The 26,472-nt window shown below is 58.8% G+C and carries 23 protein-coding genes; 11 read left to right on the forward strand and 12 right to left on the reverse strand.

The features are described 5' to 3' along the window. Positions 1 to 15 precede the first annotated feature (15 nt). Genes ACR3XE_RS09125 through ACR3XE_RS09135 form a run of 3 tightly spaced genes read right to left on the reverse strand, consistent with a single transcriptional unit; the run spans position 16 to position 3,894 of the window. Positions 16 to 2,349 (reverse strand): TonB-dependent receptor, encoded by a 2,334-nt coding sequence (locus ACR3XE_RS09125; RefSeq protein ID WP_486185663.1) that lies wholly within the window; start codon positions 2,347 to 2,349, stop codon positions 16 to 18. A gap of 56 nt (positions 2,350 to 2,405) precedes the next feature. Then, a complete protein-coding gene (locus tag ACR3XE_RS09130; protein WP_473697961.1) occupies positions 2,406 to 3,332 on the reverse strand; it encodes a FecR family protein in 927 nt (308 codons plus the stop codon). A 19-nt stretch (positions 3,333 to 3,351) separates the two neighbouring features. After that, positions 3,352 to 3,894 carry an RNA polymerase sigma factor gene (locus ACR3XE_RS09135; protein ID WP_486185664.1) on the reverse strand — a complete coding sequence of 181 codons (543 nt, stop codon included), beginning with the start codon at positions 3,892 to 3,894 and terminating at the stop codon, positions 3,352 to 3,354. 158 nt (positions 3,895 to 4,052) lie between these two features. Here ACR3XE_RS09135 and ACR3XE_RS09140 point away from each other — a divergent pair, with 158 nt between their 5' ends. Beyond that, positions 4,053 to 5,114: an endonuclease/exonuclease/phosphatase family protein gene (locus ACR3XE_RS09140; RefSeq protein ID WP_473697959.1), complete on the forward strand. Its 1,062-nt coding sequence runs from the start codon at positions 4,053 to 4,055 to the stop codon at positions 5,112 to 5,114. Here the strand turns inward: ACR3XE_RS09140 and ACR3XE_RS09145 are convergent. Both ACR3XE_RS09145 and ACR3XE_RS09150 read right to left on the reverse strand, forming a co-directional pair. Then, entirely contained in the window at positions 5,096 to 5,815 is a 720-nt protein-coding gene (locus ACR3XE_RS09145) for a hypothetical protein (protein ID WP_473697958.1), read from the reverse strand. The genes ACR3XE_RS09140 and ACR3XE_RS09145 overlap by 19 nt on opposite strands. Positions 5,816 to 5,826: 11 nt before the next feature. Then, positions 5,827 to 6,510: an HAD family hydrolase gene (locus ACR3XE_RS09150; RefSeq protein ID WP_473697957.1), complete on the reverse strand. Its 684-nt coding sequence runs from the start codon at positions 6,508 to 6,510 to the stop codon at positions 5,827 to 5,829. A gap of 89 nt (positions 6,511 to 6,599) precedes the next feature. On the opposite strand from ACR3XE_RS09150, the gene ACR3XE_RS09155 reads away from it, so the two are divergent. Next, positions 6,600 to 7,799, forward strand: a complete 1,200-nt coding sequence (locus tag ACR3XE_RS09155) for a hypothetical protein (RefSeq protein ID WP_473697956.1) — start codon at positions 6,600 to 6,602, stop codon at positions 7,797 to 7,799. A 106-nt stretch (positions 7,800 to 7,905) separates the two neighbouring features. Here the strand turns inward: ACR3XE_RS09155 and ACR3XE_RS09160 are convergent, their stop codons facing one another. Both ACR3XE_RS09160 and ACR3XE_RS09165 read right to left on the reverse strand, forming a co-directional pair. Then, positions 7,906 to 8,172 carry a hypothetical protein gene (locus tag ACR3XE_RS09160; protein ID WP_473697955.1) on the reverse strand — a complete coding sequence of 89 codons (267 nt, stop codon included), beginning with the start codon at positions 8,170 to 8,172 and terminating at the stop codon, positions 7,906 to 7,908. 144 nt (positions 8,173 to 8,316) lie between these two features. Next, positions 8,317 to 9,744, reverse strand: coding sequence for a M28 family peptidase (locus ACR3XE_RS09165; RefSeq protein WP_473697954.1), 1,428 nt, complete (start codon positions 9,742 to 9,744; stop codon positions 8,317 to 8,319). Between the two features lie 146 nt (positions 9,745 to 9,890). Here ACR3XE_RS09165 and ettA point away from each other — a divergent pair, with 146 nt between their 5' ends. Both ettA and ACR3XE_RS09175 read left to right on the forward strand, forming a co-directional pair. Further along, entirely contained in the window at positions 9,891 to 11,570 is a 1,680-nt protein-coding gene (ettA, locus tag ACR3XE_RS09170; RefSeq protein ID WP_486185665.1) for an energy-dependent translational throttle protein EttA, read from the forward strand. Between the two features lie 44 nt (positions 11,571 to 11,614). Continuing rightward, positions 11,615 to 12,019 carry a PaaI family thioesterase gene (locus tag ACR3XE_RS09175; RefSeq protein WP_486185666.1) on the forward strand — a complete coding sequence of 135 codons (405 nt, stop codon included), beginning with the start codon at positions 11,615 to 11,617 and terminating at the stop codon, positions 12,017 to 12,019. Here the strand turns inward: ACR3XE_RS09175 and ACR3XE_RS09180 are convergent. The 3 genes from ACR3XE_RS09180 to ACR3XE_RS09190 all read right to left on the reverse strand — a co-directional run bounded on the left by ACR3XE_RS09180 (position 12,016) and on the right by ACR3XE_RS09190 (position 15,592). Further along, positions 12,016 to 13,347, reverse strand: a complete 1,332-nt coding sequence (locus ACR3XE_RS09180) for a chloride channel protein (protein ID WP_486185667.1) — start codon at positions 13,345 to 13,347, stop codon at positions 12,016 to 12,018. The genes ACR3XE_RS09175 and ACR3XE_RS09180 overlap by 4 nt on opposite strands. Before the next feature lie 113 nt (positions 13,348 to 13,460). After that, a complete protein-coding gene (putP, locus tag ACR3XE_RS09185) occupies positions 13,461 to 14,900 on the reverse strand; it encodes a sodium/proline symporter PutP (protein ID WP_473697951.1) in 1,440 nt (479 codons plus the stop codon). A gap of 53 nt (positions 14,901 to 14,953) precedes the next feature. After that, a complete protein-coding gene (locus ACR3XE_RS09190; protein WP_486185668.1) occupies positions 14,954 to 15,592 on the reverse strand; it encodes a carbonic anhydrase in 639 nt (212 codons plus the stop codon). Between the two features lie 63 nt (positions 15,593 to 15,655). Between ACR3XE_RS09190 and lipA the strand changes: the two genes are divergently transcribed. Both lipA and ACR3XE_RS09200 read left to right on the forward strand, forming a co-directional pair. Further along, a complete protein-coding gene (gene lipA / locus ACR3XE_RS09195; protein ID WP_473697950.1) occupies positions 15,656 to 16,579 on the forward strand; it encodes a lipoyl synthase in 924 nt (307 codons plus the stop codon). A gap of 5 nt (positions 16,580 to 16,584) precedes the next feature. Continuing rightward, a complete protein-coding gene (locus tag ACR3XE_RS09200) occupies positions 16,585 to 17,064 on the forward strand; it encodes a type II toxin-antitoxin system RatA family toxin (protein WP_473697949.1) in 480 nt (159 codons plus the stop codon). Here the strand turns inward: ACR3XE_RS09200 and ACR3XE_RS09205 are convergent. Together ACR3XE_RS09205 and ACR3XE_RS09210 are read right to left on the reverse strand one after the other, a co-directional pair. Further along, on the reverse strand, positions 17,007 to 17,570 hold the full coding sequence (locus tag ACR3XE_RS09205) for a CinA family protein (protein WP_473697948.1): 564 nt from the start codon (positions 17,568 to 17,570) through the stop codon (positions 17,007 to 17,009). The genes ACR3XE_RS09200 and ACR3XE_RS09205 overlap by 58 nt on opposite strands. Positions 17,571 to 17,810: 240 nt before the next feature. Continuing rightward, positions 17,811 to 18,968: a bifunctional 2-C-methyl-D-erythritol 4-phosphate cytidylyltransferase/2-C-methyl-D-erythritol 2,4-cyclodiphosphate synthase gene (locus ACR3XE_RS09210; RefSeq protein WP_473697947.1), complete on the reverse strand. Its 1,158-nt coding sequence runs from the start codon at positions 18,966 to 18,968 to the stop codon at positions 17,811 to 17,813. A gap of 106 nt (positions 18,969 to 19,074) precedes the next feature. Here ACR3XE_RS09210 and dusB point away from each other — a divergent pair, with 106 nt between their 5' ends. The 5 genes from dusB to ntrX all read left to right on the forward strand — a co-directional run bounded on the left by dusB (position 19,075) and on the right by ntrX (position 26,353). After that, positions 19,075 to 20,073, forward strand: coding sequence for a tRNA dihydrouridine synthase DusB (gene dusB, locus ACR3XE_RS09215; RefSeq protein ID WP_486185669.1), 999 nt, complete (start codon positions 19,075 to 19,077; stop codon positions 20,071 to 20,073). Next, positions 20,070 to 21,173: a two-component system sensor histidine kinase NtrB gene (locus ACR3XE_RS09220; RefSeq protein WP_473697946.1), complete on the forward strand. Its 1,104-nt coding sequence runs from the start codon at positions 20,070 to 20,072 to the stop codon at positions 21,171 to 21,173. Before dusB ends, ACR3XE_RS09220 begins: the two co-directional genes overlap by 4 nt. After that, the gene (ntrC, locus tag ACR3XE_RS09225) at positions 21,170 to 22,594 is read left to right on the forward strand and encodes a nitrogen regulation protein NR(I) (protein WP_473697945.1); all 1,425 of its coding nucleotides are present in this window, start codon (positions 21,170 to 21,172) and stop codon (positions 22,592 to 22,594) included. Before ACR3XE_RS09220 ends, ntrC begins: the two co-directional genes overlap by 4 nt. Positions 22,595 to 22,704: 110 nt before the next feature. Continuing rightward, positions 22,705 to 24,981 (forward strand): sensor histidine kinase, encoded by a 2,277-nt coding sequence (locus tag ACR3XE_RS09230; protein WP_486185670.1) that lies wholly within the window; start codon positions 22,705 to 22,707, stop codon positions 24,979 to 24,981. After that, positions 24,971 to 26,353 (forward strand): nitrogen assimilation response regulator NtrX, encoded by a 1,383-nt coding sequence (gene ntrX, locus ACR3XE_RS09235; RefSeq protein ID WP_486186021.1) that lies wholly within the window; start codon positions 24,971 to 24,973, stop codon positions 26,351 to 26,353. Before ACR3XE_RS09230 ends, ntrX begins: the two co-directional genes overlap by 11 nt. The last annotated feature ends 119 nt before the right edge of the window (positions 26,354 to 26,472 follow it).

Below are 26,472 nucleotides of genomic sequence, written 5' to 3' on the forward strand. Positions count from 1 at the left end.
CTGAAAGCCAGTCGGTCAAAATGCTGAATCCAGCGCGATTCTGATTGTGCGTGGTCGCAAAGGTGTCTCTTGCTTTCTGTCCATCACGCCAAAAGGATTGCCATAGGAAAAGCGGTTCTGGTCGGCGTTGAACAAATTGCTGATCCCGATGGTCAGTCCCATCCTTCCACGCTCCAACCGGATATCGAATCCCGTGTCGACATATCTGCCCTGCGGGATATCCAGCAAGGTGCCGACGCCTAGGAAAGACCGTCCGACATAGCGCGCGTTGCCGCGAACGATCAGCCGCGCGTCGTCGCCAAATTCGCGGGTCCACGCCATCCCCAGCCGCGCGCCCCATTGGGCAATGTTGGGCAGATCATTATCCTCTGCGCGGGCATAGCCGGGTGCAGGTTGGGTGAGGTTGCTCTGGTTGTAAAAGGCGGCAGCCTCCAGATTGACGGGGGTGCTCGGACGCCAGCTCGCCGATCCACTGAGACCCCAAATCTCACCATTGCCGATATTGTCGGTGAAGGGAAAACCCTGCGCATCGATGAGGTCCGCCTGAATTGATTCCCATCGGGCATAGGAGCCGACCAGCGATGCGCTCAAACGATCCCGTGCGGCGTTGCCAAAGCGGGTGCCGATTTCAAATGTCGACAGCGAATCCGAGTTAAAACGTGCGGCGGTGTTCGCGCCGCTGACAGACAGGCCACCAGGACGGAATCCTTCTTGATAGCGGGCATAGACGAGCCAGTTGGGCTGTGGTTTCCAGCTGAGCGACGCAAGCGGGACGAAATGATTGAGCGTGCGACGTGGCTCAGTGGCTTGGGGCTGATTGGGATCGATAATCTCGCCCGCAAAGCGCGTCCGCGAAAACCGGCCCCCAACCCCTGCCGACAATTTGGGGGCGAGGCCAAAGGACCATTCGCCAAAACCAGCCCATTCGGTACGTTCGTTGGCAACATAGGATAGCGGCGCTGGGTCGTCAGGATTTCCCAGCAAACGCATAACCCGATCGGTGCCATCGTTAAAGCTGAAGCCAATGACCCAGCCATGCCCATCGGTTCCGCGTCGCGAAAGGCGGGTTTCGTTCGACTTTTGCCGAATCTCGATATCCTGCTCGAACAGGATCGGCGCACCGGTTCCCAGCGCAGATGCGTCAAAGCTGTTCGACAGGTCATGCTGAATGACAGCGCTGGTTGACCGGAGCGTCAGCTTTCCCCACCTCTTGCCGACCGTCACATAGCCAAGCGTATAGTCATTATCAAATGGCTGGGCGATGGTGCTGGCGCGCGTCAGATCGGGCTGACCTTCCTCGCTATATTGGCCATCGCGATTCTGGATGTCTTGCCGCACCCATCCCGCATCGACGCTCCAATTGTCGCCGGGCGTAAAACGCATTGATGCGCGCCCACCAACAATCTTGCTGCGATTGACATTGCGCAGGTTGCGGAGGCTGTCATCAATATAACCGCCATCGATGCTGTTATAGGCGACGAGGCGTATGCCGAGGGTGTCGCTGACAACGGGCAAGTTCAACATTCCCGCTAGGTCGTTGCTGCTGGCACCATGCTCGGTCAGGCTAGCGCCTACGCGGATCGTAGCCACGGTTTCGTTGCTCTTGGGAAGGCGGGGCGATAGCCGGATCACACCGCCGAGTGACCCCGCCCCATAAAGTGTACCCTGTGGTCCTTCGAGAACTTCGACCTCGGCAATGTCATAGAGATTAAGGTCGGGGTCGGGGGCGTTGTAATTGAGCCGTGCATCGCCCAGATATTGCCCAACCGTGGCCTGTGTCGGGCCGGTAAAACTGCTGTCGGCGACGCCGCGAATGAACAGTTTGTTGCGGCCAGGCCCAAGGTTTGTCGAATTGAGCGCGGGCAGGCGCTGCACAATGGCGCTGGTGCCGTGCAGGCCCGGAGCGCCGCCGAAGCGATCATCAAGCGACAGCATCGACACCGACCCAGCATAGTCGGCAAGATTGGTGTCGCGCTTGCTGGCCGTGACGATGATTTCTTGTGGCGGTGGCGGTAGCGGCGGCTGGACGGCCTTAGGCCGCGCCACCGAGCGATTGCGAGGGCGGGGCGGGGCGGGGGCCACGCGCACGACCTTGACGATGCGAAAGCTGCTCCCGCTCAGCCTGTCAATTGCCAAACCGGTCCCACGCAGCAGGCGCTGGAGCGCTGTCAGGGCGTCCATACTGCCCGACACACCGCGAACGCGAGTGCTGCCCAACGACGGATCGGCGAGCGCGACGCTGACGTTGGCTTGGCGGCCATAGATCAGTATCGCCTGGTCAAGCCGTCCGGCAGGAATGGAAAAAGTCTGTTCTTCACGCGCGAGAGCCGGTGGCGCCGCTAAAGCCACTGTCACTCCCAGCATTGTCCGTCGCCAACATGCGTATGTCATTCAGGGTCCCGACGCTATTTAGCGGTCAATTGCCACCCATTGTCCGTCTTGCGGGCCGCAATGCCCATCAAGGCGGCGACATTCTCTATCGCATTTTTATCGGTCCGGTCGATGACAATCGTGCCGGTGAAGGTGTTGGTCGCAATTGCGGGGTCAACATCGATGGGTCGACCAAGCGCCCGCGCCAAGTCGGGGCCTATATCGTCCAATGTCGCTGCCGTGAAATCAAGCCGTCCGCTTTTCCACCCGCCGACCTGTGCAATGGAGACCGCGCTGACCACCGGTTCCGCGCCCGGACCCGACATACGCAGCCGCTGTCCCGGTTTCAGCAAGACGGCCTGACGTGCCGGATTGAATAGCACTGAACCCTCGGCAACGCTGACGTCGGTTTGTTGCGACTCACGCGCCACATTGAAGATCGTGCCGACATCCTGAATCCGGACATCTCCTGTCTGGACCGTGAAGGGGTTTGCCGTATCATGGACGACGTGAAATTGCGCTTCGCCCGTTTCCAGCATCGCCAGTCGTGGATTGCGGCGATCGAGCGTCAGGCGTGTCCCACCATTCATATCGATGACCGTGCCATCGTCCAACGTCAGGCTGCGCTGTTCGCCAAGCGCCGTCTCGACGCTATAGGTCGGGGTCAGCGCTTGATAGGCAGGATAGGCCACCACCGCGACAAGCACAGCGGCGGCAACCGCGCCATAGCGCCGCATCAGGCCGGGATTATTGTCATTGGCAGGGATGACACCGGGCGCGGCGGTTTGCGTGGCCACATGGTCCACCATGTCGGCATCGGCCAGCATGGCGGTATCATAGGCGGCGCTGTTGACGGGGGACGCTTCCAGCCAGTCCGTAAAAGCCTCCCAGTCGGCGGACGCGGGGTCGCGCAACCGGATTACCCAGTCAATCGCCTCCCTCTGTGCCGTCGAACTCGCCATGTTGCGCTTGTTTCGCCTCCTATTCGGGATGACGGTCTGAACCGTCAAATTCCGCATCTAAATTGTAGCGTAATTGTAACACAAGCCGGTAGGCCTTTTGCAGATGCTTCTCGACCGCGCTCAGACTGATGCCCTGTTGTTCGGCAATTTCTCGCTGGCCGATGCCATCAATGCGATAGCTTTTGAAGATCGCAGTGGTGCGATCTCCCAGTTCGTCAAAAGCCTTAGCGACCTGATCCAGCTGGTTTTTTGCAATGATGGAACGCTCTGCAGATGGCGCGTCGGAGACGCCCGCAGAGCCACTTCCGGCTAGGTCGGTCCAGGCATCGTCGCGCCGTTCGCGCCGCTGGGCCGAGCGGCGGCGATCGAGGACAAGATTGTCGGCCATGCGATACAAATAAGCGAGCGGTTCGGCGATGGGCACTGTGACCGCCGCCAGTTTCAGCCACAGATCTTGCAACAAATCCTCTGCTTCAGCCGGATTACCACAGCGGGCACGCAAAAATCGCTCCAACGCCGGGCGGTTGGTCAAAAAAACCTGTTCAAGACCGTCAGAATCCATGAGCTTGGCCGTAGCAAGGCGTGCAAGTCGCCGCAATGCAGTCGCGGCGTCTGTTCCCAAAACGCACGCGTCTTGCCCTGACTTTGCGGAAAGCAGGGTAGGGCAGCGTCCTATCAACATGGGGTGACCTTTGCCCCTGCTGATAAGGGGAGCGCCGAATGACGATTGCTCGCTGGAAATTCTCGCTGTGCTTTGGCGTGGCGAGCCTAGGTTTTGCAGTCCCAGTTGTAGCTCATCCTGCGCCTGTAGCCTTGTCGGTGCTGACATATAATATTCATGGCCTACCTTGGCCGCTAGCGCGCGGTCGCGATGCGGATTTTGATCGCATTACGGCGCGGCTGCGTCTGATGCGTCAGACCGATGAACAACCGCATGTGGTTGTGTTTCAGGAAGCCTTCACGCCGGAAGCCAAGGCGATTGGCCGTCGCAGCGGCTATCGCTATGTCGTCAATGGTCCGACCGCTTCCGACACCAATCCGGCCAAGCCAAATGCCGCCGATCAGCGCTTTGTCGCAGCGGCGGCATGGCTGAAGGGCGAAAGGTCCGGCAAGATTCTCGACAGTGGTCTGCAGATATTGTCCGACTATCCGATTGTGGCGGTGCGCCGACAGCCCTTTCCCGCCTTTGCCTGTGCCGGTTTCGATTGTCTGGCCAATAAAGGCGTGTTGATGGTGATGATCGCGGTTCCCGGGTCGCCCACGCCGGTGGTGGTTGCAACCGCCCATTTCAATTCGCGCCGCAGTTCGGGCGTCGCCGACGCGCGGTCGAGCCGTGCCTATCAGCGCCAAGTTGATTCAGCTGGCCGGTTTTTGGGGCAAAGCGACTGGAAACAATATCCAATCATTTTCGCGGGTGATTTCAATGTCGGAAATACGCTGGCCCGCAGTGGTTATTTCACGACAGCGAAATCGGGCTGGTGGCGCGCCAATCGCCTTGGCGCGATGCGCGAGGCGTTGCATATTTGTCGGGACAGGCCCGGCACATTCCCGACTGCGGCCGAAGAAAGCTATGCGTTGGGGAGGGATCGGCAGCTTTTTGCGTCAACGCGATTGGCGTCTTTGACCGTCAATGCGATTTCTGTTCCCTTTGGCCGTGCCTCTGACGGATCGCGACTGTCTGACCATTCCGGCTTTGTCGCGCGCTATACCATGTCGCCGTCGACATCGGTTCAGCTAGCGCAAGCGGCAGATATGTCGAACCCTCATGCGCGCGTGAAATAACCTTTGAGCTGATTAAATGGGTCGTGAGTCTGCGCGAGTGCCTGCTGCGCCAAAACGAGGTTCTGTTGTTCGGTCGCCGCGCGCAGTCTGGCAAGCGACATCGCAAAACCTTCGCTTAATCGAGTGTCATCAAGATCGTCGGAAACGACCTGCATTTGCTGGTCAGCGAGGACTAGAGCGGCTTCCATCGCCTGCCAGTCGGGCTTGTCCGAACCGAGCTGTGTCGCACAAAGCAGCCGTGCATAGTCGATTAGGGTGAGGGCGGAAGGAATACGGACCGCCGTCGATTGATCTTCGGTCAGAAGGCGGAAGGCCTGAAGCGCGGCCATGGCGATCGCCTTGCGATCATCCTGGCGCTGCGCGCTATTGAGAGCGGCAAGTACGGTTTCCATCTGTGGTTTAATCGCAGGGCCAAGCGATTGATGGACGCCTTTTTCGGCATAAACAGCCTCACGGATATGCCGCGCCAACAGGCTCTGCTCTGCCGATTGCGATGATGCGGCAATGTCGCGGAAAAAGCCCGCCGACGCGCGTTTAAGAGGATCGGGATCGACCGCATAGTCGGTAATGCCTGCGCGGGTGGTCAGCGAAAATGTGGCGATGGCGTCCTCCGACGGTGAATTGGCCATGCCGCAACCGCCTAATGACGCCATCAGGATGCAAGCCACTGCCAAGGCGGGGCGTGAGTGAGGAATAGCCATGCGCGTCTGCCCTATCGCCAATCGAGCACGGGCCAACCACGGCGCAATGATAGGGCCGCCAGCCGCTTGGACGGGTTCACCGCAACGGCCTCATCCGCCCACTCGAATGTTGGAATGTCCGATACATCGTCGGAAAAGAAACGGATGTGCACCTCGCTTCGGGCAACACCCTGATGGGCCAGGAAATGCGCGCATTGATCGCGCTTGGCAGCACCATAGCAGTTCGCGCCGTCAATCCGGTTCGACAGAAAACCCTCGTGCCAGACCGACCTGGTGGCGATTATGTCGGAGATCCCCAAGCCATCAGCAATCGGGCGCAGGTAAAATTCATGCGCGGCGCTGGCGATGGCGACATGGCGACCCGCATCGCGCTCGGCCTGAATCTGTTCGCGCGCCTCAGGAAAAATATTGCTGGCCAGCGACTGGCTCGCGAATTGACCGATGAGCGGAAGGAGCTGTGACATGGGGAGCTTACCGCCAAGCATCAATCGCTGCATATATTCTTTGAGCCGTTGCCGGGACAGCAAGTGCAATTTGTAACCGAGCATGAGCAGGATGACCAACGGCGCGAACATCAATCGCCAAGGCTGATGCCGCCGCGCCGCAAAGAGCAGAAATGGGAACCATGTCGGCCATTTCGTCAATGTTCGGTCAAGGTCAAAAACCGACAATTTGCTGATCAGTTGGGTGGCCAAGGGCAATATCCTTTGCCCGTATAGACGTCGTCGCGTGGCTGAACCCGCAACGCGGTGCGGAATCGCGCGTCTGACAGCGTCTATACCCTATGCAGCTGGGCTTTCTTTTCAATCACGACCAGATTCATCAAATCGCCCACAGCCTGCCCATCGCCACGGCGCTGGCGCGGATGCAACGCGATGCCAATGTTGTGATCGCGACGAGCAATGCGCGCGTTCATGCCGAGGTCGTCCGCCTGCTCGGTGCCGAATATCCTGCGAATATCCGGATCGTCCGCCTCAAAATTGCCTCGCCGACGCGGCATATGATGGTGCGGTTGTTCGGCGGGCTGGTGCCGTTGGCCAAAATTCTCGTCTATTCGGAGAATCTTGATTTCTTCCGCTCGCTCGATGCGCTGGTGGTAACCGAGCGCACATCTTTAATTTTGCGCACCCGGTATGGACTGTCTCGGCTCAAGCTGATTCTGGCGGATCATGGCGCTGGCGACCGCGCCATAGGGTTCGGAGCGTCGGCCGCGCAATTCGACCATATTCTGGCGGCAGGCCCGAAAATTCGTGATCGGCTGATCGACGAAGCGGGAGTCTCGTCCGAACGGATCACAATTACCGGCTATCCCAAATTTGATCTACCTGTGTCGAAATCGCGGCCTTTCAAATTCAATCAGTCAGACAAGCCGATCATTGTTTATAATCCGCATCTCTCGCCGCATCTGTCGTCCTGGTACCGCCATGGGCGCGCCGTGCTGGACTATTTCGCAGCGAGCACGCGCTATAATTTGATTTTTGCGCCGCACATCATGATGTTCGAGCGGCGTTACAACTTCACCATCGACCGCTTGCGGATGGGGCGGCCGGGACGGCTGAACAAAGCTTATTGCTGTGCGCCGAATATCCATGTCGACATCGCCAGCCGCGCTTTGACCGATATGACCTATATGGATTGCGCCGACATTTATTTGGGCGATGTCAGCAGTCAGGTGTATGAATTTTTGCGGCGACCCAGACCCTGTATATTCCTCAATAGTCATCGCCATGCCTATGCGGGTGATCGCAATTTTGCCCATTGGCAGTCGGGGCCGGTCATAGAATCAGTCGACCGACTGGACGCCGCGATTACAGAATCACAGGCTCATCACGCATCGCACTATCGCGCCGTTCAGGACGATCTATTCCGGCATACGTTCGATCTGACCGCCGAACCCTCTTCACTGCGTGCGGCGCGAAAGCTGCTCATTCTGCTAACGGATCAATCCGAGCGCCCCGCACATCGGGTCCTCGTCGACAGCTGACACCCTGTGCGCTAAGTGGCGGGAGATTTCAGACACAGAAAAGGGGCGGCTCTCACAAGAGATCCGCCCCCAAACTGTTTCAGACTATGCCCCGAAGGGCAAAGGCTTACTTAGCTTCTTCAGCCGGAGCAGCGTCAGCAGCGTCAGCAGCCGGAGCAGCGTCAGCAGCCGGAGCAGCGTCAGCAGCCGGAGCAGCAGCTTCAGCGGTGTCAGCAGTTGCGTCTGCACCTTCTGCGGTTGCAGCAGCGCCGTCTTCGGCCATTGCGTCTGCAGCCGGAGCTTCGGTGGTGGTCGCTTCGTCAGCAGCCTTTTCACCGCAAGCGGCGAGGGCAAACATGCCGGCAGCAGCGGCGATAACAGCAAATTTCTTCATGATCTATTGGCTCCCTAAAATGCCTTTTCGCGCTAAGGAATTTTCCGTCCCGCGAGCGGCGGGATTTAGTCTTTCCCCCACAATCGTCAACAAAAATAATTGAGTTGGCGGGAATGCACGCAATTCCAGTCGTTTTTGCTGCGCCTATGGCAACTCGCTATCTTCACTATTCGCCAGAATCGACACGGCTGTCGTCCAAACTGTAACATTCTGCCGCAATTGGGTAGGGTCGATCTTGTCAAAAGTGTCATCGGCGGTGTGGTGCAGGTCGAAATAACGTGTGCCATCTTGACGCAGGTCGATGACGGGAGTTCCCGCAACCTTCACCAACCCACCAATGTCGGCGCCACCATGGGCCTTGCCACCGCTGGCGACGACCCCGAAGGGGGCGAGCGCAGCACTGATCCGCTTGCTTAGATCGGCTGCACTGTCGGGCAATGTATAATTGACGCTCCAGATATTGTCGGCCCCAAAGTCGGATTCGAGCGCGACGGCATGTTTTTGAGTGCCATGCGCGTCGAAATAGGCTTGGCCACCAAAGGTGCCAACCTCTTCGGCACCCGCCCACAATAAACGGATCGTCCGGCGCGGCTTTCCGGTGGCCATGATATGTTTCGCCGCCGCTGTGATGATGCCGCAGCCTGCCGCATTGTCGATAGCACCGGTGCCAAGATCCCAGCTGTCGAGGTGGCAGGCGAGGATGACGGGGCTGGCGCTGGGGTCTGTGCCAACCACTTCCGCGATGACATTGCCCGATGGTTGCTGACCCAAATTGCGAGGAGTCAGTAGCAGTTTCATTTTCAACGGGCCTTGCACCTCGCCCGAACTGGCTGCGCCGGTTCGCAGTCCGTGCGTCCGTTTCCATTGCCCGACCAGCAAGTCGGCATCGGGATTGGAGATCGCACCTGCCGGAATCGGAGTGACTCCGTCTTGAAAATTGCTCACGCCGGTATGCGGGACGCGGTGACTATCGGTCCCGATTGACCGGATGACGACCGCCAATGCGCCCTTATTCGCTGCAGCATTGGGACCGATAAAGCGCGCGCGACCATATTGGCCATAGCCGCTGCCGTCTTGCGTTGCCTCCATCTGATTGTCGATAAAGACGATCTTGCCTTTGACCTGAGATTCGGGCGCGGCGACCAGAGCGTCATAGCTTGCGAAATAAGCAATTTCTCCGTCCAGACCATCGGGGCCGGTCGAACCGCTGTTGCCCAGCGCGGTTATCGCCAGCTTCTGTGGCTGAAAAGGTCCGGTCAACGAGGCTTGTTCGTCGCCGCGTACCCAGGTCGGCATCATATAATCTTCTTCGCGGACGTTTTGGAAACCCATCGCCTTCAACCGCCTGACAGCCCATTTGCGCGCGGCAGCTTCGGCGGGTGTTCCGGCCTGTCGCGGCCCGATTTCGGTCGTTAGGTCGCTGATAATCGACAAGGCAGGGTTGTCGCCTTTCTGCGCCAATTCGACGGCGGTAGGCGGGCTGGTTGCGGCCAAGGCGAATGAGCTGGTGGTCAGTGTGGCGATCACGGTGAGCGTGCGGCCAAAGCGGTTCATCAGAAGTCTGTTTTTCATGCGCCGCTTCCTACCGCCATCCATTTGCAAACGGCAAGCGCCGATTGCCAAGCGCGGTCGCTTTCGCTAACCGGCGCGACGAAACCCAATGGATGGTCGGCGCGACACCCGCGCGACCCCAGCCCGCATTTTTGGAGCAAAATCGCATGGCCGCTCAATATAGTTTTGTGATGAAGGATCTGAGCAAGACCTACCCCGGGGCTCAAAAGCCGACGCTCAATGGCATTCATCTGCAATTTTACCCCGATGCCAAGATCGGCATCGTTGGTCCGAACGGGACTGGTAAATCGACGCTGATGAAGATCATGGCCGGTATCGACAAGGATTTCACCGGCGAAGCATGGGCGGGTGAGGGGATTACGGTCGGCTACCTGGCGCAGGAGCCCGATCTCGATTCGTCCAAGACGGTCAAAGAAAATGTCATGGACGGCGTCCGCGGCGTTGCCGACATGATGGACCGCTTCAATGAAATCAGTGCGATGATGGCCGATCCCCCCGAAGATGCCGATTTTGACGCGCTGATGGAGGAAATGGGCACGCTGCAGGAAAAGATCGACACGGTCGACGGCTGGACACTCGACAACCAACTGGAGATTGCGATGGAGGCCTTGCGTTGCCCTCCGGGCGACTCGCGCGTTGACAATCTGTCGGGTGGTGAACGCCGCCGCGTCGCGCTGACCCGCTTGTTGCTAGAAAAACCGTCGATCCTGCTTCTCGACGAACCGACCAACCATCTCGACGCCGAAAGCGTTGCCTGGCTGGAAAAGCATCTGGTCGATTATCCGGGCAACGTCATTCTCGTCACCCATGACCGCTATTTCCTCGACAATGTGGTCAACTGGATCCTTGAACTCGATCGGGGTCGCTATTTTGTCTACGAGGGCAATTATTCGACCTATCTTGAAAAGAAGGGCAAGCGGCTCGAACAGGAATCGCGAGAGGACGCCGGACGCCAAAAGGCGATCAAGGACGAGCTCGAATGGATTCGCCAATCGCCGAAAGCGCGTCAGGCCAAATCCAAGGCGCGTATTAAAAGCTTTGACCAACTGATCGAAGCGCAAGAGAAGCGCACGCCGGGCAAGGCTCAGATTGTCATTCAGGTGCCCGAACGCCTCGGCGGCAAGGTTATCGAGGTGGAGAATGTCTCCAAAGCCTATGGCGACAAAATCTTGTTCGAAGACCTGTCCTTTTCGCTGCCACCCGGTGGCATTGTCGGGGTCATTGGTCCGAACGGTGCGGGTAAATCGACCTTGTTCAAGCTGATTACCGGTCAAGAAACCCCGGACAATGGCAATGTCACGCTCGGCGATACGGTGCGCCTTGGCTTTGTCGATCAAAGCCGCGACGACCTGAAACCAGACAACAATGTCTGGCAGGAAATTTCTGGCGGCGCTGAAATGATGAATGTCGGCAAGTTTGAGATGCAGACCCGCGCCTATGTCGGCGCCTTTAACTTCAAGGGCGGCGACCAGCAGAAGAAGGTCGGCCAATTGTCGGGCGGTGAACGCAACCGCGTGCATATGGCCAAAATGTTGAAAGAAGGCGGTAACGTGCTGCTGCTCGACGAACCGACCAACGACCTCGACACCGAAACGCTCGCCGCGCTGGAAGAAGCGCTGGAAAGCTTTGCCGGTTGCGCTGTAGTCATCAGCCATGACCGCTTTTTCCTCGACCGGCTCGCTACTCACATATTGGCCTTTGAAGGCGACAGCCATGTCGAATGGTTCGAAGGCAATTTTGGCGCCTATGAGGAGGACAAGATCCGCCGCCTCGGCGATGAAGCCACGCGCCCTCATGCGATGACCTATAAAAAACTGACGCGGTAGCGTCGGTGACGGGAGAGACTCCGCCATCGTCTGCAACCATCCGCTTGGATGCAGATGCTCTCAATGCCTTTATGGCCGAGGCCTTTCCCATGTCGAAGCCGGGATCGCGTGGGCAGGTGGTTTCGGCGGCGCCGGGGCATGTGCGGGCTCGGTTGGTGCCGAATGATAATGCCCTGCGTCCCGGCGGGCTGGTGTCTGGCCCGACGCAGATGGGGTTCGCCGATATGGCGGCCTATGCACTTGTCCTAGCGCATATCGGACCCGTCGCGATGGCAGTGACGAGTTCGCTCAACTATCAGTTTTTGCGACCTTGCCGACCTGGCCCGCTGACCGCCGATGCGCGATTGTTGCGGCTTGGTAAGCGTTTGGCGGTCATGGACATCCACATCTTTACCGACGATGCGGACAAGCCCGTGGGGCAGGCGAGTGTAACTTACGCCATTCCTTAATCGGGGCTGGCCTTTGCTTTCGTCGGCAGCAAATAGGTCGAAAGTCCGTGATAAAGCCGGGTCGGACAGATTTGCGCGCTCGTCCAGTCGGCGATCAGCGCCGTGGCGAACAGCGGCATAACGATGCCGCGGCTGGCGGTCGTTTCAATGAGGATGATAACCGCAGTGAGCGGCGCGCGGACGACGCCGACGAAATAGGCAACCATGCCGATCATCACGACTGGCCCCACCGGACTATCCGGAAAGAGCGGCGTCAGCAAATTACCGAAACCAGCCCCGACCGCTAGCGATGGCGAGAAAATGCCACCGGGCGCGCCGCTGAGCGTCGAAGCGATGGCGGCGACGAACTTGGCCGGAAAAAACCAGAGCTTGCCGTGATGACCCTCGACCAGAAAGCTGGTGACGTCATAGCCCGTGCCCCATGTCGCACCGCCGGTCAGGATGCCGACGGCAGCAACAATCAGGCCGCAGCCGGCCGCAAGCCGGATGGGATAAGCCGTTAGGTGTTTGACGAATTTGTTGGTCTTGGCCGCAAAGGCAAGGACAAGCCGGGCGAACAATCCGCCTGCCAGTCCGCCGATAATTCCGGCGACTGGAGCAATGAGGACCAGTTCGCCAAGTCCCAATGTATCATGCATGACGCCGAAATAGAGATAGTCACCCGCAATGCCGAGGCTGACCAAACCCGATATCATGACCGCGCCCATCGTTAGCACCGCCACTTTCTGTTCATAAGCCGCCGCCAATTCTTCGATAGCAAAGGCGATTCCGGCGAGCGGCGTGTTGAACGCGGCAGCCACCCCGGCTGCGCCACCAGCGATATAGACGCCTGCCGTAATGCGGACCTTCAGCAGTTTATGGATCCCGACCATGATGGCGGCGCTGACCTGGACTGTCGGGCCTTCGCGTCCGACCGACCCGCCGGCTGCCAATGTCGCTAGCGTCAGACCCAGCTTGGATAGCGCGGTGCGCAGCGAGACCAGTGGCCCGTTGGCTTCGCCATCCGGTCGCTTGCCCGCCGCAATAATCTGCGGGATGCCCGACCCTTTGGATTCGGGGGAGTAGCGGTTGGCAAACCATACCACCGCTGCAAAAGTTGCTGGAGTCAGCACCAGCGGCAGCCACCAGGCTTGCCGTGTGATGACAAATATCAGGCGCTGAGCATGATTGCCTGCCTCGGCAAAGGTCATCGCTACCAGCCCGAGCAATATGGCACCGCTAACCATCGCAATGCGTCGCCGAATGTCCACAACTTCAGTACGGGCGCGCCGGTTGAAACGCAGTTGCCACAGGCGCATCAGGCGCGGCATTCGGAATGGAAGGTGCATTCGGTCCTGTTAGCCCCACTCTGGCAGAGCGCAACCCCGTTGGCGTCTAGTTTTGGCGTCTTTCTGCAAAAGAAGTCGAGCGGGCCAGTCCGACCCGCTCAACCGCTTTGCGATCAGCCATGCGCGACTTCGGCTTGCCGACTTTCGGACAACAAGCTCACCACGAAAATGGCCGCCATGGCAGCGATAAATCCTGGGACCAGTTCATAGAGCCAGGCGCTCATGCCAGCCACATCCCATGCAATGACGACCAATGCGCCCGTCACCATCCCGGCCAGCGCGCCAGAGCGCGTCATCCGCGACCAAGTGAGCGACAGGATGATGAGCGGCCCAAAGGCGGCGCCAAAGCCTGCCCATGCCTTGCTGACCAATTGCAGGACGCTACCGTTAGGGTCCTGAGCGAGGAGCATCGCGACCGCAGCCACCAACACCACCGAAAGTCGTCCGACCGCGACAATTTCCCGCTCGCCCGCATTGCGGCGCACGAACAGGCGATAGAAATCTTCTGTCAGCGATGATCCGGTGACGAGCAATTGCGCCGAAATCGTACTCATCACCGCCGCCAGAATGGCCGACAGCAAAAAGCCGAGCAACAGCGGGTGCAGCAACATCTGGCCAAGGATGATGAAGATCGTTTCCGGATCGTCGAGCGTGACCCCTTGAGAGCTGAGATAAGCGCGGCCAATCATCGCCACGCCAATCGCGCCCATCAAGGATATGCCCATCCACGTCAGCCCGATGAACCGCGCAGCCGGTACGTCCTTGACCGACCGGATCGCCATGAAGCGGACAATGATGTGCGGCTGCCCGAAATAACCGAGCCCCCAAGCCAGCGCTGAAATGATTCCCAGCGCGGTGGTGCCCGCGAAAAAGCTGGTCAGCTTGGGATCGACGTCATTTAATACCCCGACCACACTGACACCGGCATCGAGCCCGTTCCAGGCCGCAATCGGTACAATGACCAGCGCGACCATCATAATCATGCCCTGAACAAAATCCGTCAGACTGACCGCCAGAAATCCGCCGAGAACAACATAGGCGACCACTACAGAGGCTGTAGCCCACAGACCGGTCTGATAGCTGAGCCCAAAGGCGCTTTCGAACAATTTGCCACCTGCGACCAAGCCCGAGGCACTATACAAGGCAAAGAATACTACGATGACGATGCTGGCAACGATGCGCAGTACATGGGATTTGTCAGCAAAGCGGTTGCCCAGAAACTCCGGGATGGTCAACGAATCACCATAATCTTCGGTCTGTTTTCGCAGACGGGGGGCGACGACAACCCAGTTGACCCATGCGCCGAGGAATAAGCCAAAGCCTATCCAGCTTTGCGACAGGCCGGACAGAAAAATCGCACCAGGCAAGCCCAGCATCAGCCAACCCGACATGTCCGACGCGCCAGCCGCGAGCGCGGTAACCGCGGGGCCGAGGCTGCGGCCGCTGAGCAGATATTCACTGCTGTCGGCGGTTGATTTGCGATAGGCGTAAACGCCGATACCGAGCATCATCAGAAAATAGAGAGAAATGGCGAACAGAGTTTCGTTTTGCATAAATCGCGCCCTAGCGCAGGCAGCGCGCGCATCCAACCCCTAGCAAATCTGCTTTATCGAGGAGAGAACTCACCGCTCTGTTCATCGAGCACGTGCAAAATCCCGTCGCTGATGGCGAAAAGCGCGCCGCGTAACTTCAAACTTCCCTTTTTTTCCTTTTCACGAATGCAGGGGAAACTGCGTAAATTGTCGAGGCTGACCTGAACCGCTGCGAATTCCATCGCGCGGGTTGCCTCGCGCGTGGTGATGTCTGGATGTTCGGCGGTCACAGCATCGCGCGCGTCATCAAGCATCGATATCCAGTCGGCTATAAAGCCGCCATTGCCAGGTTCGCTGCCCTCCATCGTGCGATGCAAGGCGGCGTGACAGCCGCCACACAGACCGTGGCCCAGCACGACGATCTCTTCGACATTCAAGATTTGCACCGCAAATTCTAGCGCGGACGAGACGCCATGGCGGCCCGGACTTGTTTCAAATGGCGGGACCAGCGCGCCGACGTTGCGCACCACGAAAATTTCTCCCGGCGTGGTGTCGAATATTTGCGAAGGCTCCACCCGGCTATCCGAGCAGGCAATGATCATCACTTTGGGCGACTGGCCTTCGCGAAGCTCGTCCCAGCGCTCGCGCTGTGATTTCCAACCGGTTGAACGAAAGCGGGCATAGCCGGCGAGCAATTCGGAAAAGTGATTCATGACTCGCCCTTAAACCGAAGAAGCGTGGTTGAGAAGAGGGGCGGCCATCGCTATGTGAACGCCATGAACGCACCGCTCACTTCCGCTCCTCGCCAACGCAAGCCCGACTGGATTCGGGTCAAAGCGCCGACCAGTGCCGGCTATGCCGAGACGCGCCGCCTGATGCGCGACCTCAACCTCAATACGGTTTGCGAAGAAGCCGCTTGCCCTAATATCGGCGAATGCTGGACCAAAAAACATGCGACGGTGATGATCCTGGGCGACACCTGCACCCGGGCCTGCGCCTTTTGCAACGTCAAGACGGGGATGCCGCGCGCGGTTGACGCGCTGGAGCCCGAGCATGTCGCGATTGCCGCCGGCAAGATGGGGCTCAGCCATATCGTCATCACGTCGGTCGACCGCGACGACCTACCCGATGGTGGCGCAAGCCAGTTCGTCAAGGTGATAGAGGCGCTACGCCGCGAAACCCCGACGACCACCATCGAAATTTTGACACCTGACTTTCGCAACAAGCCCGAAAACGCGGTTGCGGCCATCGTCGATGCGCGTCCCGACGTCTATAATCACAATCTGGAAACCGTTCCGCGCCTCTATCCCACCATCCGCCCCGGCGCGCGCTATTATGCCTCGATCCGCTTGCTGGAGAGCGTGAAGCGCCGCGATCCGTCGATCTTTACCAAATCCGGGGTCATGCTCGGTCTGGGTGAAGATCGGATGGAGGTGCATCAGGTCATGGATGACATGCGCAGCGCCGACATCGATTTTCTGACCATGGGCCAATATTTGCAGCCAACACCGCGTCACACCAAAGTGATCGATTTCGTTACGCCGCAAGCCTTCGATGCCTATGCACAAATCGCGCGTGCCAAAGGGTTCTTGCAGGTCGCATCCTCCCCGCTGACACGCTCCAGCTATCATGCCGGTGAAGATTTTGCCGAGATGCGTGCTGCGCGCGAAGCCCAGCTGGCGCGGGCGGCGGGTAGCTGAGGCCCATGCCGCGACATCACGAGACGCGCGACCTTTCCCATTCTCCCGAGCAGATGTTTGCTCTTGTTACCGACATTGCGCGTTATCCCGAGTTTCTGCCCTGGGTCATCGCTTTGCGCGTGCGCAGCGACGACGAGGCGGAATCGGTCGCCGATATGATCGTTGGCTTCAAAGGGCTTCGGGAAAGTTTCTCGTGCCGCGTCCACAAGGATCGCCCGCATCGGGTGGCGGTCGACTATATCGACGGTCCGATGCGGCATCTGAACAATGAATGGAATTTTGCCGCCGACGAAGGCGGCGGGTGCCGCGTCGACTTCATGGTCGATTTTTCGTTCCGGTCGCGCGTTTTTGAAGCCTTGGCGGGGCAGATGTTCGACAAAGCCCTACGCAAGATGATCGAGGCCTTCGAGACGCGCGCCGATGCGCTTTATGGTGCCGGAAGCGTCGTGTCTTCGGATGGCCGCAACGAATCACGCGCCGGCTGAAGCAAGTCGAGCGCAAACAGGGTCGCATGGTGGCGAATGGTCGCGCGGTCATTGGATTCGAACTGGACGCGCTGGGTGAAAAATTCGTCGGGGTCCTGACCCCGACGACCGCGCGCAAAGACGACCAGTCCCACAGGCTTTTTGTCAGTTCCGCCATCGGGTCCGGCAAGGCCAGTAATCGAAACGGCAACATCGGCATCGCTGTTGGCCAGCACGCCGTTGACCATCGCCCAGGCGGTCGCAATCGCAACGGCACCAAAGGTTTCGATAATCTCGCTGCTGACGCCAAGCTGGCTTAGTTTCGACTCGTCCGAATAGGTAATGAAGCCGGCGCTGAATACATCGGAGCAGCCCGCAATATCAGTGAGCGAGGCGCAGACCATGCCCCCGGTGCAGCTTTCGGCAATCGCAACGCTGCGTCCGACGGCGCGGTTGGCGGAGAGTACAGACTCAGCGGCCTTCGCCCGCTCTTGGGCGCGCCGTTCATAAACGGAAAGATCAGTCACAATGAAAACTCGGGGAAAGGCACAGGCTAAGGTCTCCGACTGTTGCGTGGCGGGAAAGGCCCTTACGCCATTGTTTCGGCGGCGGCTACCATAGCGTGATAGTGATGAATTGGCTACTTTGCATGGCGTATTGACGTCAGGGAACCACGATATTTCAGAGCGATAGATGCCCCAATAACGGTCACATATTCGCAAGAATGACGAGTCGGACCAACACGGCCCGTCGCATTTTAGGATGCATCAAGGCCGTATCAACATGGCAATCGCCTGTGCCGCGATGCCTTCGCCGCGTCCGGTATAGCCCAGCCGCTCGGTCGTCGTGGCCTTGATATTGATGGCGTCGATACTGGTATCGAGCAGCGAGGCCAGCCGTTCGCGCATAGCGTCGCGGTACGGCCCGATCTTGGGCGCTTCGCAGATGATCGTCACGTCGACATTGCCGATGCGATAGCCTTTGTCCGCTGCCAGTCCGATGGCATGGCGCAGAAAACGGTCCGAAGACGCATCTTTCCAACGCTGTTCGCTAGGCGGAAAATGTTGCCCGATATCGCCTTCGCCTATTGCGCCAAGTATCGCGTCGACTAGCGCGTGAATAGCAACATCGGCATCGCTATGTCCCGCCAGTCCAAAATCATGCTCGATTTTGACGCCGCACAGCCACAGCTCTTCACCAGCAACAAGACGATGCACATCATAACCAGTACCGACACGCATGGCGGGCACATCGCCCGCAAAATCCGTCGCGAATGTCAGCTTGCGCAAATCTTCGTCTCCTTCGACGAGCTGGATGGTGATTCCATCGTCCTGCGCCACCTGAGCATCGTCGCCCGCAACCGCGTCACCACTCCAATTACGATGCGCGCGCAGGATTTCGGCGAAGTGAAAGGCTTGCGGCGTCTGAACACGGCGCAGCGTCTCGCGGTTGGCTGGCGCGCCCATTTCCATGCTCTTGGCTTGGGCAAGGCTATCGACAACCGGCAGGACTGGGATAGCACCAGCGTGCGTTTCCAAAGCTGCGAGCAAGCGCTCGATGACCGCGTGTGGCACGACAGGGCGCGCTGCATCGTGGATCAGCACATGAGCGGGGGAAGCATCAGCCAGTGCTTCCAGCGCGAGGCGCACCGATTGTTGGCGCGTTTCTCCGCCGATAATCAGGCGAACGCCAGCTATGTCAACCAGCGCCTCACCCCCGATATCCTCGGCATTGTCGGGGATCGCAACAATGATGGGCGACAGTCCAGCCGCAGCAAAGGCCTCGGCGGAATGGCGGACGACGGCTTTGCCGCGCCACGGCGCAAACTGCTTGGGCACTGGTTGTCCGGCACGTAACCCTTGCCCCGCAGCCACTATGATGGCGGCGGTTGTTTGGGGCAGAGAGGATGGTTCGGAATCGGACATGAAGAAGCCGGTTAGCGCAGCACCGGCTTGCGGGAAAGCCGCTTAGCGTGTAGCGGGCTGCACATATTTTAGGCAATCTTCGCGCAAGGCGGAAAAGAAGGACGGCATGACGGCGCTACGGCCCATCACCATTGGTTCGATCGAGATCGCGGATCCTGTGATCCTCGCGCCGATGACGGGCGTCACTGATATGCCGTTCCGCACGCTCGTCCGTCGCTATGGATCGGGGCTTAATGTTACCGAGATGATCGCGTCACCCGCGATGATCCGCCAAACGCGGCAGTCGTTGCAAAAGGCCGCATGGCACGCGGTCGAAGAGCCGGTGTCGATGCAGCTTGCCGGTTGTGATCCGCATGAAATGGCCGAAGCCGCCAAGCTGAATGAAGATCGCGGCGCTGCGATTATCGATATCAACATGGGCTGTCCGGTGAAAAAGGTCGTCAACGGCGACGCTGGATCGGCGCTAATGCGCGACCTGCCGCTGGCTGCGAGCCTGATCGAAGCAACGGTCAAAGCCGTGTCTGTACCAGTGACGGTCAAAATGCGGATGGGCTGGGACCATCATAGCCTTAACGCCCCCGAACTGGCGCATATCGCAGAAGATCTGGGCGCGCAGATGATCACGGTGCATGGTCGCACCCGCTGCCAAATGTATCGCGGCGATGCCGACTGGAGCTTTGTCCGTCAGGTCAAGGATGCGGTTCGCGTTCCGGTGATCGTCAATGGCGACATTTGCTCGGTCGACGATTCGCGCACGGCTTTGGCGCAAAGCGGCGCCGATGGCGTGATGATCGGTCGCGGCGCCTATGGGCGGCCATGGCTGCTCGGTCAGGTGATGGCGGCCTTGCGCGGGGAGGGGGATCGTCCCGACCCCAGCCTGGACGAACAATATCACCTGATTATAGGTCATTATCACGCGATGCTCGACCATTATGGCGAGATGACTGGCGTCAATATGGCCCGCAAACATATCGGTTGGTACACGCGGGGGCTGCCCGGATCGGCCGAGTTCCGCAATCGCGCCAACCAGATTGGCGACAGCCGCAGCGTGCTGGCGGCGATCGAAGAGTTTTACACGCCCTTTCTGGTCAAGGCTGCGGCGTGACCCAGGAAAAGTCGGCGACCCAGCCATGGGATCGCGACGAACTTATACAGTCGCACCCTGTGGCGACACTGTTGCTCGACCGCAGCGGCACCATCCTTTTCGTCAACTCTGCCGCCGAACAGCTTTGCAACATCAGTCGTTCGGCGATGGTGGGCCGCGCATTGGCCGACGTCATCCAGTTGGACAGCAGCTATAGCAAGCGTATCTTGGACGCCGATAATCCTGCTCTCTTCGCGCATGGCGTTGAAATTATCCTGAGTGATCGCAAGGTGATGCTGGTGGATATTCAAATCGTCCACGGCGGATCGGGCGGACAGTTGATCCTCGCCATCACTCCGGCTCAACGCGAAGCCGATTTGCTGAGCGGGTCCTTCGGGCGGTCGGGGCGTGCCGCCGGTGCGGCCGCGTCGATGTTGGCGCATGAGATTAAAAATCCGCTCGCCGGTATTCGCGGCGCGGCCCAGTTAATCGCGCGGGCACCCGAGAAAAATGCCGAGCGCTTTACAACGTTGATCTGTGCCGAGGTTGACCGGATTGCGACCTTGATCGATCAAATGGAGCATTTCTCGCGCGGTCAGCCCATCGCCTGTTCGCCGATCAACCTTTATCCCGCGATTTTGCAGGCGATGGAAACGATGCGGGCAAGGCCATGGAAATCGCTGCGCCTGATCGAAGATTTCGACCCTTCGATCCCGATGGTTTTGGCCAATCATGATGCGATTGTGCAGATATTACTGAATCTTGTCGGCAACGCTGGTGAAGCTGTCGATGGCAGTGATGACGCATTGGTCCGGGTCGCCACGGCCTATCGTCACGGACTGTCCATCGACAATGGCGACGGTCGCGGTCGGATTTCCCTGCCGATTGAAATTATGGTCAGCGACAATGGCCCCGGTGTTCCCGACGATATTCGGGGCGACTTGTTCGATCCCTTTGTGACCACCAAACGTGAAGGACGCGGACTGGGGTTGGCATTGGTCGCCAAACTGGCGCGCGACATGGGTGGCACTGTCCAACATAGCCGCGGCAATAAGATGACCCATTTTCGCGTCCATCTGCCCGTCGCGACGGCGACGGACGAACAGGAAGCTATAACATGAGCGTGGGCAAAACCATCTTGCTAGTTGAAGATGATCCGGCGATTGCCTTGATCATACGCGAAACGCTGGTCGATGAATGCGAAACCTTTGTGGCCGTGGCCAGCATTGGGGAGCGCGATAGCTGGCTAGCCGAGCATCAGCCCGACCTTATTATTACCGACGTCGTGCTTCCCGATGGTGACGGGCTTGAATCGCTAGCCGATGCCCGAATCGAACCGCATTTGCCGATCATCGTCCTGTCGGCACAAAATACGCTCGATACGGCGGTGCGCGCGACCGATATCGGCAGCTATGACTATCTACCCAAACCTTTTGATCTTGGGGATCTCACATCCAGTGCCCGCGCCGCTTTGGCGCAACGGCGGCCCGATGCGACCACTGACCCGGCCAGCAAAGCGATTGACCCCAGCCACGGCCTGATCGGGCGGGCGCCCGCGATGCAGGCGGTCTATCGCACCATTGCGCGGTTGGCGTCGAATGATCTGGCAGTCCTCATATTGGGCGAATCGGGCACCGGCAAAGAAGTGGTGGCCCAAGCCATTCACGCAACGGGACTCCGGCGAAGCGGACCTTTCGTGGCAATCAACATGGCCGCCATTCCGCGCGAGTTGATCGAGGCAGAGCTGTTCGGGCATGAAAAAGGGGCGTTCACAGGAGCCCATGCCCGCAGCGCCGGACGATTTGAACAAGCGGCAGGCGGGACGCTCTTTCTGGATGAAATCGGCGACATGCCGCTCGAAGCGCAAACGCGGCTATTGCGGGTGCTGCAAAGCAATGAATATTCGACCGTGGGCGGAAATCAGGCTCTAAAGTCCGACGTGCGCGTCATTGCCGCAACCCATCGCGACATGCGGACGCTGGTTGCCGACGGACGGTTTCGCGAAGATCTTTATTACCGGCTCAACGTCATTCCGGTGCAATTACCGGCCTTGCGCGAGCGGCGGACAGATATCGCGGCACTGGCCGAATATTTTGTCGCGTCGGGCCGCCAGTTAGGACTGCCCGACCGGCGCTTCGCTCCGGCGGCGATGCAGATGCTCGAAAATTATGACTGGCCGGGCAATGTCCGTGAACTGGGGAATGTGGTGCAGCGGCTCGCTGTGCTGGCGCGTGATGTCGAGGTCACGGCCAAGGACGTGCAGGATATCTTGTTCGATGGGCACGTTGATGATGGCTTGGCGTCGCCGGCGCAGCGGCTCGACGAAGCGGTGGACTATTGGGCGCGCGAGCAGATCGCGCGCGCCGAATTAGATGGCGGCGTTCATGCGGCCATATTGGAAATTGTTGAGAATGCTCTCATCCGCCGCATGATGAAAGAATCCGGTGGCAATCAGCTGGAGGCGGCGCGGCGTTTGGGGATTAATCGCAACACATTGCGCAAGCGCTTGGCGCAGCTGAATATCGACCCAGCGCACCCCTGACACGCCGAGGTGATGCGATTCTCTGTTGAAATGCACCGCTTTGCACAAATTGTGTGTTTTCTGTGCAACAGCTTTGTCGTATTGCGGCAACAATGGAGCCGACCGCGACCTTGAACCCATCTGCCCAATCCGAGTCGGCTGCCGACGAAGGGACCGGCTGGCGTTTCGCCAAGATGGAATATTACACGCTGGCCGTCATCGCCAGCGTAGCAGCCGCGACCTATATTTTTGTAACAGGGGATACCCAGAGCGAACGCCTGCTGACGCCAGCGCTGGTGGCCGCCATAATGGTCGCCAATCTGGTTCCGGCAATGACGCTCCTCGTGCTGATCGGCAGCCGCCTTGCGCGCGCGCGCGCTGTTCGTTCGTTGGATGGTGGCAATGGACGGTTGCACGTTCGCCTTGTGGCACTCTTTTCGCTCATCGCAGCAGCGCCAACACTGTTGGTGGTGATTTTCGCGTCTTTGCTGTTCCAATTCGGAGTCGACTTCTGGTTTTCCGATCGCTCTCGCGGGATGTTCGAAAATGCCGCAGGATTGGCGCAGGGCTATTATCAGGAAAACCAGAAAGAGGTTGAAGCCAACACTTTAACGATGGCCGATGATATCAACAAATATCTCAAAACAACGCCTCTCGACGACCCTGAATTCCAACTATTCTATTTGCAACAGGTCGTCTTTCGTAGCCTGAATGAGTCTGCTATCATTGGGGTGAATGCGGCAGGAGACTATGCCACTCAGGCGCTTATCGATCCTGATGACAGGGTGGCGGCAGAGCGCATATCCCCCGAAACCATCAAGAAGCTCGACAGCGGCCAGTCGGTCGTCACCTTGCAGCGCGGCGACAAGATCGAAGCATCGACAAAACTTGCGGGGCCAGAGCGGCTTTATCTTTACGCCTCGCGCGATGCGAATGTCCTGGGCCTGAAGCAATTTGATCGCGCGCGCACCGTTCTGGCCGATTACAATGCGATGTTTCGTCAGTCACAGCAATTGCAATTGCGCTTTAACCTCGCGCTCTATCTGGGGTCCCTGCTGTTGCTGGCGCTTGCGGTGGTTGCCGCAATTGTGGTGGCGGACCGTATTGTTCGACCTTTGGGAACGCTGGTCGGGGCGGCGCGCACGGCGGCTGGCGGTGACTTGTCGGTCCGCGTGACGCCCCCCGTGCGTGACGATGAAATCGCCGTGCTGACGCGCGCCTTTAACCGCATGACCGAACAATTGCAGGGACAAACGGGCGCCCTGCTTACCGCGAATGAGCAACTTGATGCTCGCCGGACCTTTATCGAAACTGTGTTGAGCGGCGTGTCATCTGCGGTCGTTTCGGTTGATGCCGATCATCGCATTCAGCTCACCAATGCTGCGGCCGAGCGGCTCATCTGCGGGAATTCTGGCGGATTGGTCGGACAGAAGCTGGACGACGTTGCCCCTGAGCTTACACGTTTGCTCGACGGGAGCGAACCTGAGGCTGTGGTTCAATTGGCGCGCGGCGATGGTGAGCCGCGCACGCTGGCGGCCAAAGCGGTCGCACTCGGCGACGGTTTTGTCTTGAGTTTTGAGGATATTACACAACAATTGCTCGATCAGCGACGCGCCGCTTGGTCCGACGTCGCCCGTCGCATCGCGCATGAAATCAAAAACCCGCTGACCCCCATCCAACTGGCGGCTGAACGGTTGCAACGCCGATTTGGCGACAAGATAGAAAATGACCCGGCAACATTTCGCCGACTGACCGACACGGTGATCCGGCAGGTTGCGGATTTGCGTCGCATGGTCGACGAATTCTCTAGCTTTGCCCGGATGCCCAAACCCACATTCGGGGCCGAGGACATCTGGGACATGGTCCGCAAGTCAGTGTTTCTGTTTGAAGTTGCGAAGCCGGAGATTGTCTTTTCCGTCACCGTAGATGGTGATCCTGAGCCGCTGGTTTGCGATCGGCGCTTACTGTCTCAGTCAATTACAAATATTGTAAAAAATGCTGTTGAAGCCGTTGAGGAAAGAAACAAAAAAAATTCCACATCACCACAAGGCCATGTCAAAGCGGAGATTATCGACAGGCCCGATGGAGCCTTGCTGATCGCGATAAGCGACGATGGCATTGGCCTGCCTACGGAACGCGAGAGCATTGCCGAACCCTATATGACCACAAGACAGGGTGGCACGGGTCTTGGGCTGGCGATCGTCAAAAAAATCGTCGAGCAGCATTTTGGTGAATTGGAATTCGGGGATGCAGAAACCGGACCGGGAACCAGAGTGGTGATGACACTCTATCCCGACCGATTGCGGCCATTGGCCGGACAGGGGGGAGAAACAGCAAGTGCGGGCCAGGGGGAATCTGTTCCGGGCCGCATACGCAATCGAACAGGCAGAGATGACGATGGCGCTTGATATCCTGATAGTAGATGACGAACGCGATATTTGTGATCTGGTCGCCGGTGTTATGGAGGATGAGGGCTATGAAGCCCGCACCGCCTCTAACAGCGACGAAGCGTTGGAAGCCATTCGTCAGCGCCGCCCTTCACTGGCGCTGATCGATGTCTGGTTACAAGGGTCACGGCTCGACGGGTTGGGGTTGGTCGAGGCGATCAAAAGCTTTGACCCGACATTGCCGATCATCGTGATATCGGGCCATGGCGGGCTGGACACAGCGGTGGCCGCCATCCGTCGCGGCGCTTTTGATTTCATCGAAAAGCCGTTCGAGGCCGAACGCCTGCTTCATCTGGTTTCGCGGGCGACCGAAAGCGAACGGTTGAAGTTCGAAAATGAGCAGCTGCGCGAAAGAGTGGGGCAGGCCGACGAGCTTACCGGGACAAGCGCGGCCATCAACAACGTCCGTGCTACCCTCAAGCGCGTAGCGGGAACGGGAAGCCGCGTCCTGATCACCGGTGCGCCCGGCGTGGGGAAAGAGGTGGCCGCGCGCGTTCTGCATGGCTGGAGTGGCCGCAACAGCGCTGCATTTCGGGTGATTTCGTCGGCACGGATGGACCCCGAAACGGTCGAAGCGGAACTGTTCGGAACCGAAGGTCCCGACGGCGCGATTCGCGTTGGCGTTCTGGAGCAGGCCCATGGCGGAACGCTGTTCCTTGATGAAGTCGCCGACATGCCGCTAACCACGCAAGGCAAGATTCTGCGTGTCCTGACCGAACAGAGCTTTGCCCGTGTGGGAGGACGCACGACAATCCGGGTTGATGTGCGGATCATTTCGGGTTCGGCAAGCGATCTGCTCGAAGAGATTTCAGAAAATCACTTCCGTGAGGATCTTTATTACCGGCTCAACGTCGTGCCGGTTCATATTCCGCCATTGCGCGAACGCCGGGACGACATTGTCGCATTGTGCGAGCATTTCATCATGCGCTATGCCGCCGACCGCCGCATCGAGGCGCCTGCGATCAGTCCAGAGGCGCTCGCCGCTCTGCAAGCCCATGACTGGCCCGGCAATGTGCGCGAACTGCGCAATGTCATCGAACGCGTCATGATCCTTGCGCCCAGCGAACGCTTGACCAAAATCGATATCGACATGCTGCCGGCGGAATTAATGCGGGGCGGTGCCGATATTCTGCCCAGTCCCGAATCAATTACGTCTATCCCGTTGAAAGAAGCGCGGGAAAATTTCGAGCGCGAATATCTGCGTATCCAGATTCGCCGCTTCTCAGGCAATATTTCTCGCACCGCGAGCTTTATCGGGATGGAGCGGTCGGCCTTGCACCGAAAGCTTAAGTTGCTCGGGCTCACAGAAACGAGCGAGAGTAACGGCAGCTAGGGTCAGGACCTATCCAAATGTGGCGGATCGCAAACGAAGTCTGGACCGGACTGCCGCTTTGCATCATATTGAAACTTCGAAAACAACGCACGCTCGTCAATGTGCGCGCATAACGCGGC

It is taken from the genome of Sphingopyxis sp. 10G20-10, from assembly GCF_057365075.1.

Excerpts from the sequence above, each read along its gene's own strand:
- ACR3XE_RS09130 (WP_473697961.1), bottom strand. The coding sequence starts at position 3,332 with ATGGCGAGTTCGACGGCACAGAGGGAGGCGATTGACTGGGTAATCCGG.
- ACR3XE_RS09135 (WP_486185664.1), bottom strand. The coding sequence starts at position 3,894 with ATGGATTCTGACGGTCTTGAACAGGTTTTTTTGACCAACCGCCCGGCG.
- ACR3XE_RS09140 (WP_473697959.1), top strand. The coding sequence starts at position 4,053 with ATGACGATTGCTCGCTGGAAATTCTCGCTGTGCTTTGGCGTGGCGAGC.
- ACR3XE_RS09145 (WP_473697958.1), bottom strand. The coding sequence starts at position 5,815 with ATGGCTATTCCTCACTCACGCCCCGCCTTGGCAGTGGCTTGCATCCTG.
- ACR3XE_RS09155 (WP_473697956.1), top strand. The coding sequence starts at position 6,600 with ATGCAGCTGGGCTTTCTTTTCAATCACGACCAGATTCATCAAATCGCC.
- ACR3XE_RS09160 (WP_473697955.1), bottom strand. The coding sequence starts at position 8,172 with ATGAAGAAATTTGCTGTTATCGCCGCTGCTGCCGGCATGTTTGCCCTC.
- ACR3XE_RS09165 (WP_473697954.1), bottom strand. The coding sequence starts at position 9,744 with ATGAAAAACAGACTTCTGATGAACCGCTTTGGCCGCACGCTCACCGTG.
- ettA (WP_486185665.1), top strand. The coding sequence starts at position 9,891 with ATGGCCGCTCAATATAGTTTTGTGATGAAGGATCTGAGCAAGACCTAC.
- ACR3XE_RS09180 (WP_486185667.1), bottom strand. The coding sequence starts at position 13,347 with ATGCACCTTCCATTCCGAATGCCGCGCCTGATGCGCCTGTGGCAACTG.
- putP (WP_473697951.1), bottom strand. The coding sequence starts at position 14,900 with ATGCAAAACGAAACTCTGTTCGCCATTTCTCTCTATTTTCTGATGATG.
- ACR3XE_RS09190 (WP_486185668.1), bottom strand. The coding sequence starts at position 15,592 with ATGAATCACTTTTCCGAATTGCTCGCCGGCTATGCCCGCTTTCGTTCA.
- lipA (WP_473697950.1), top strand. The coding sequence starts at position 15,656 with ATGAACGCACCGCTCACTTCCGCTCCTCGCCAACGCAAGCCCGACTGG.
- ACR3XE_RS09200 (WP_473697949.1), top strand. The coding sequence starts at position 16,585 with ATGCCGCGACATCACGAGACGCGCGACCTTTCCCATTCTCCCGAGCAG.
- ACR3XE_RS09210 (WP_473697947.1), bottom strand. The coding sequence starts at position 18,968 with ATGTCCGATTCCGAACCATCCTCTCTGCCCCAAACAACCGCCGCCATC.
- dusB (WP_486185669.1), top strand. The coding sequence starts at position 19,075 with ATGACGGCGCTACGGCCCATCACCATTGGTTCGATCGAGATCGCGGAT.
- ntrC (WP_473697945.1), top strand. The coding sequence starts at position 21,170 with ATGAGCGTGGGCAAAACCATCTTGCTAGTTGAAGATGATCCGGCGATT.
- ntrX (WP_486186021.1), top strand. The coding sequence starts at position 24,971 with ATGGCGCTTGATATCCTGATAGTAGATGACGAACGCGATATTTGTGAT.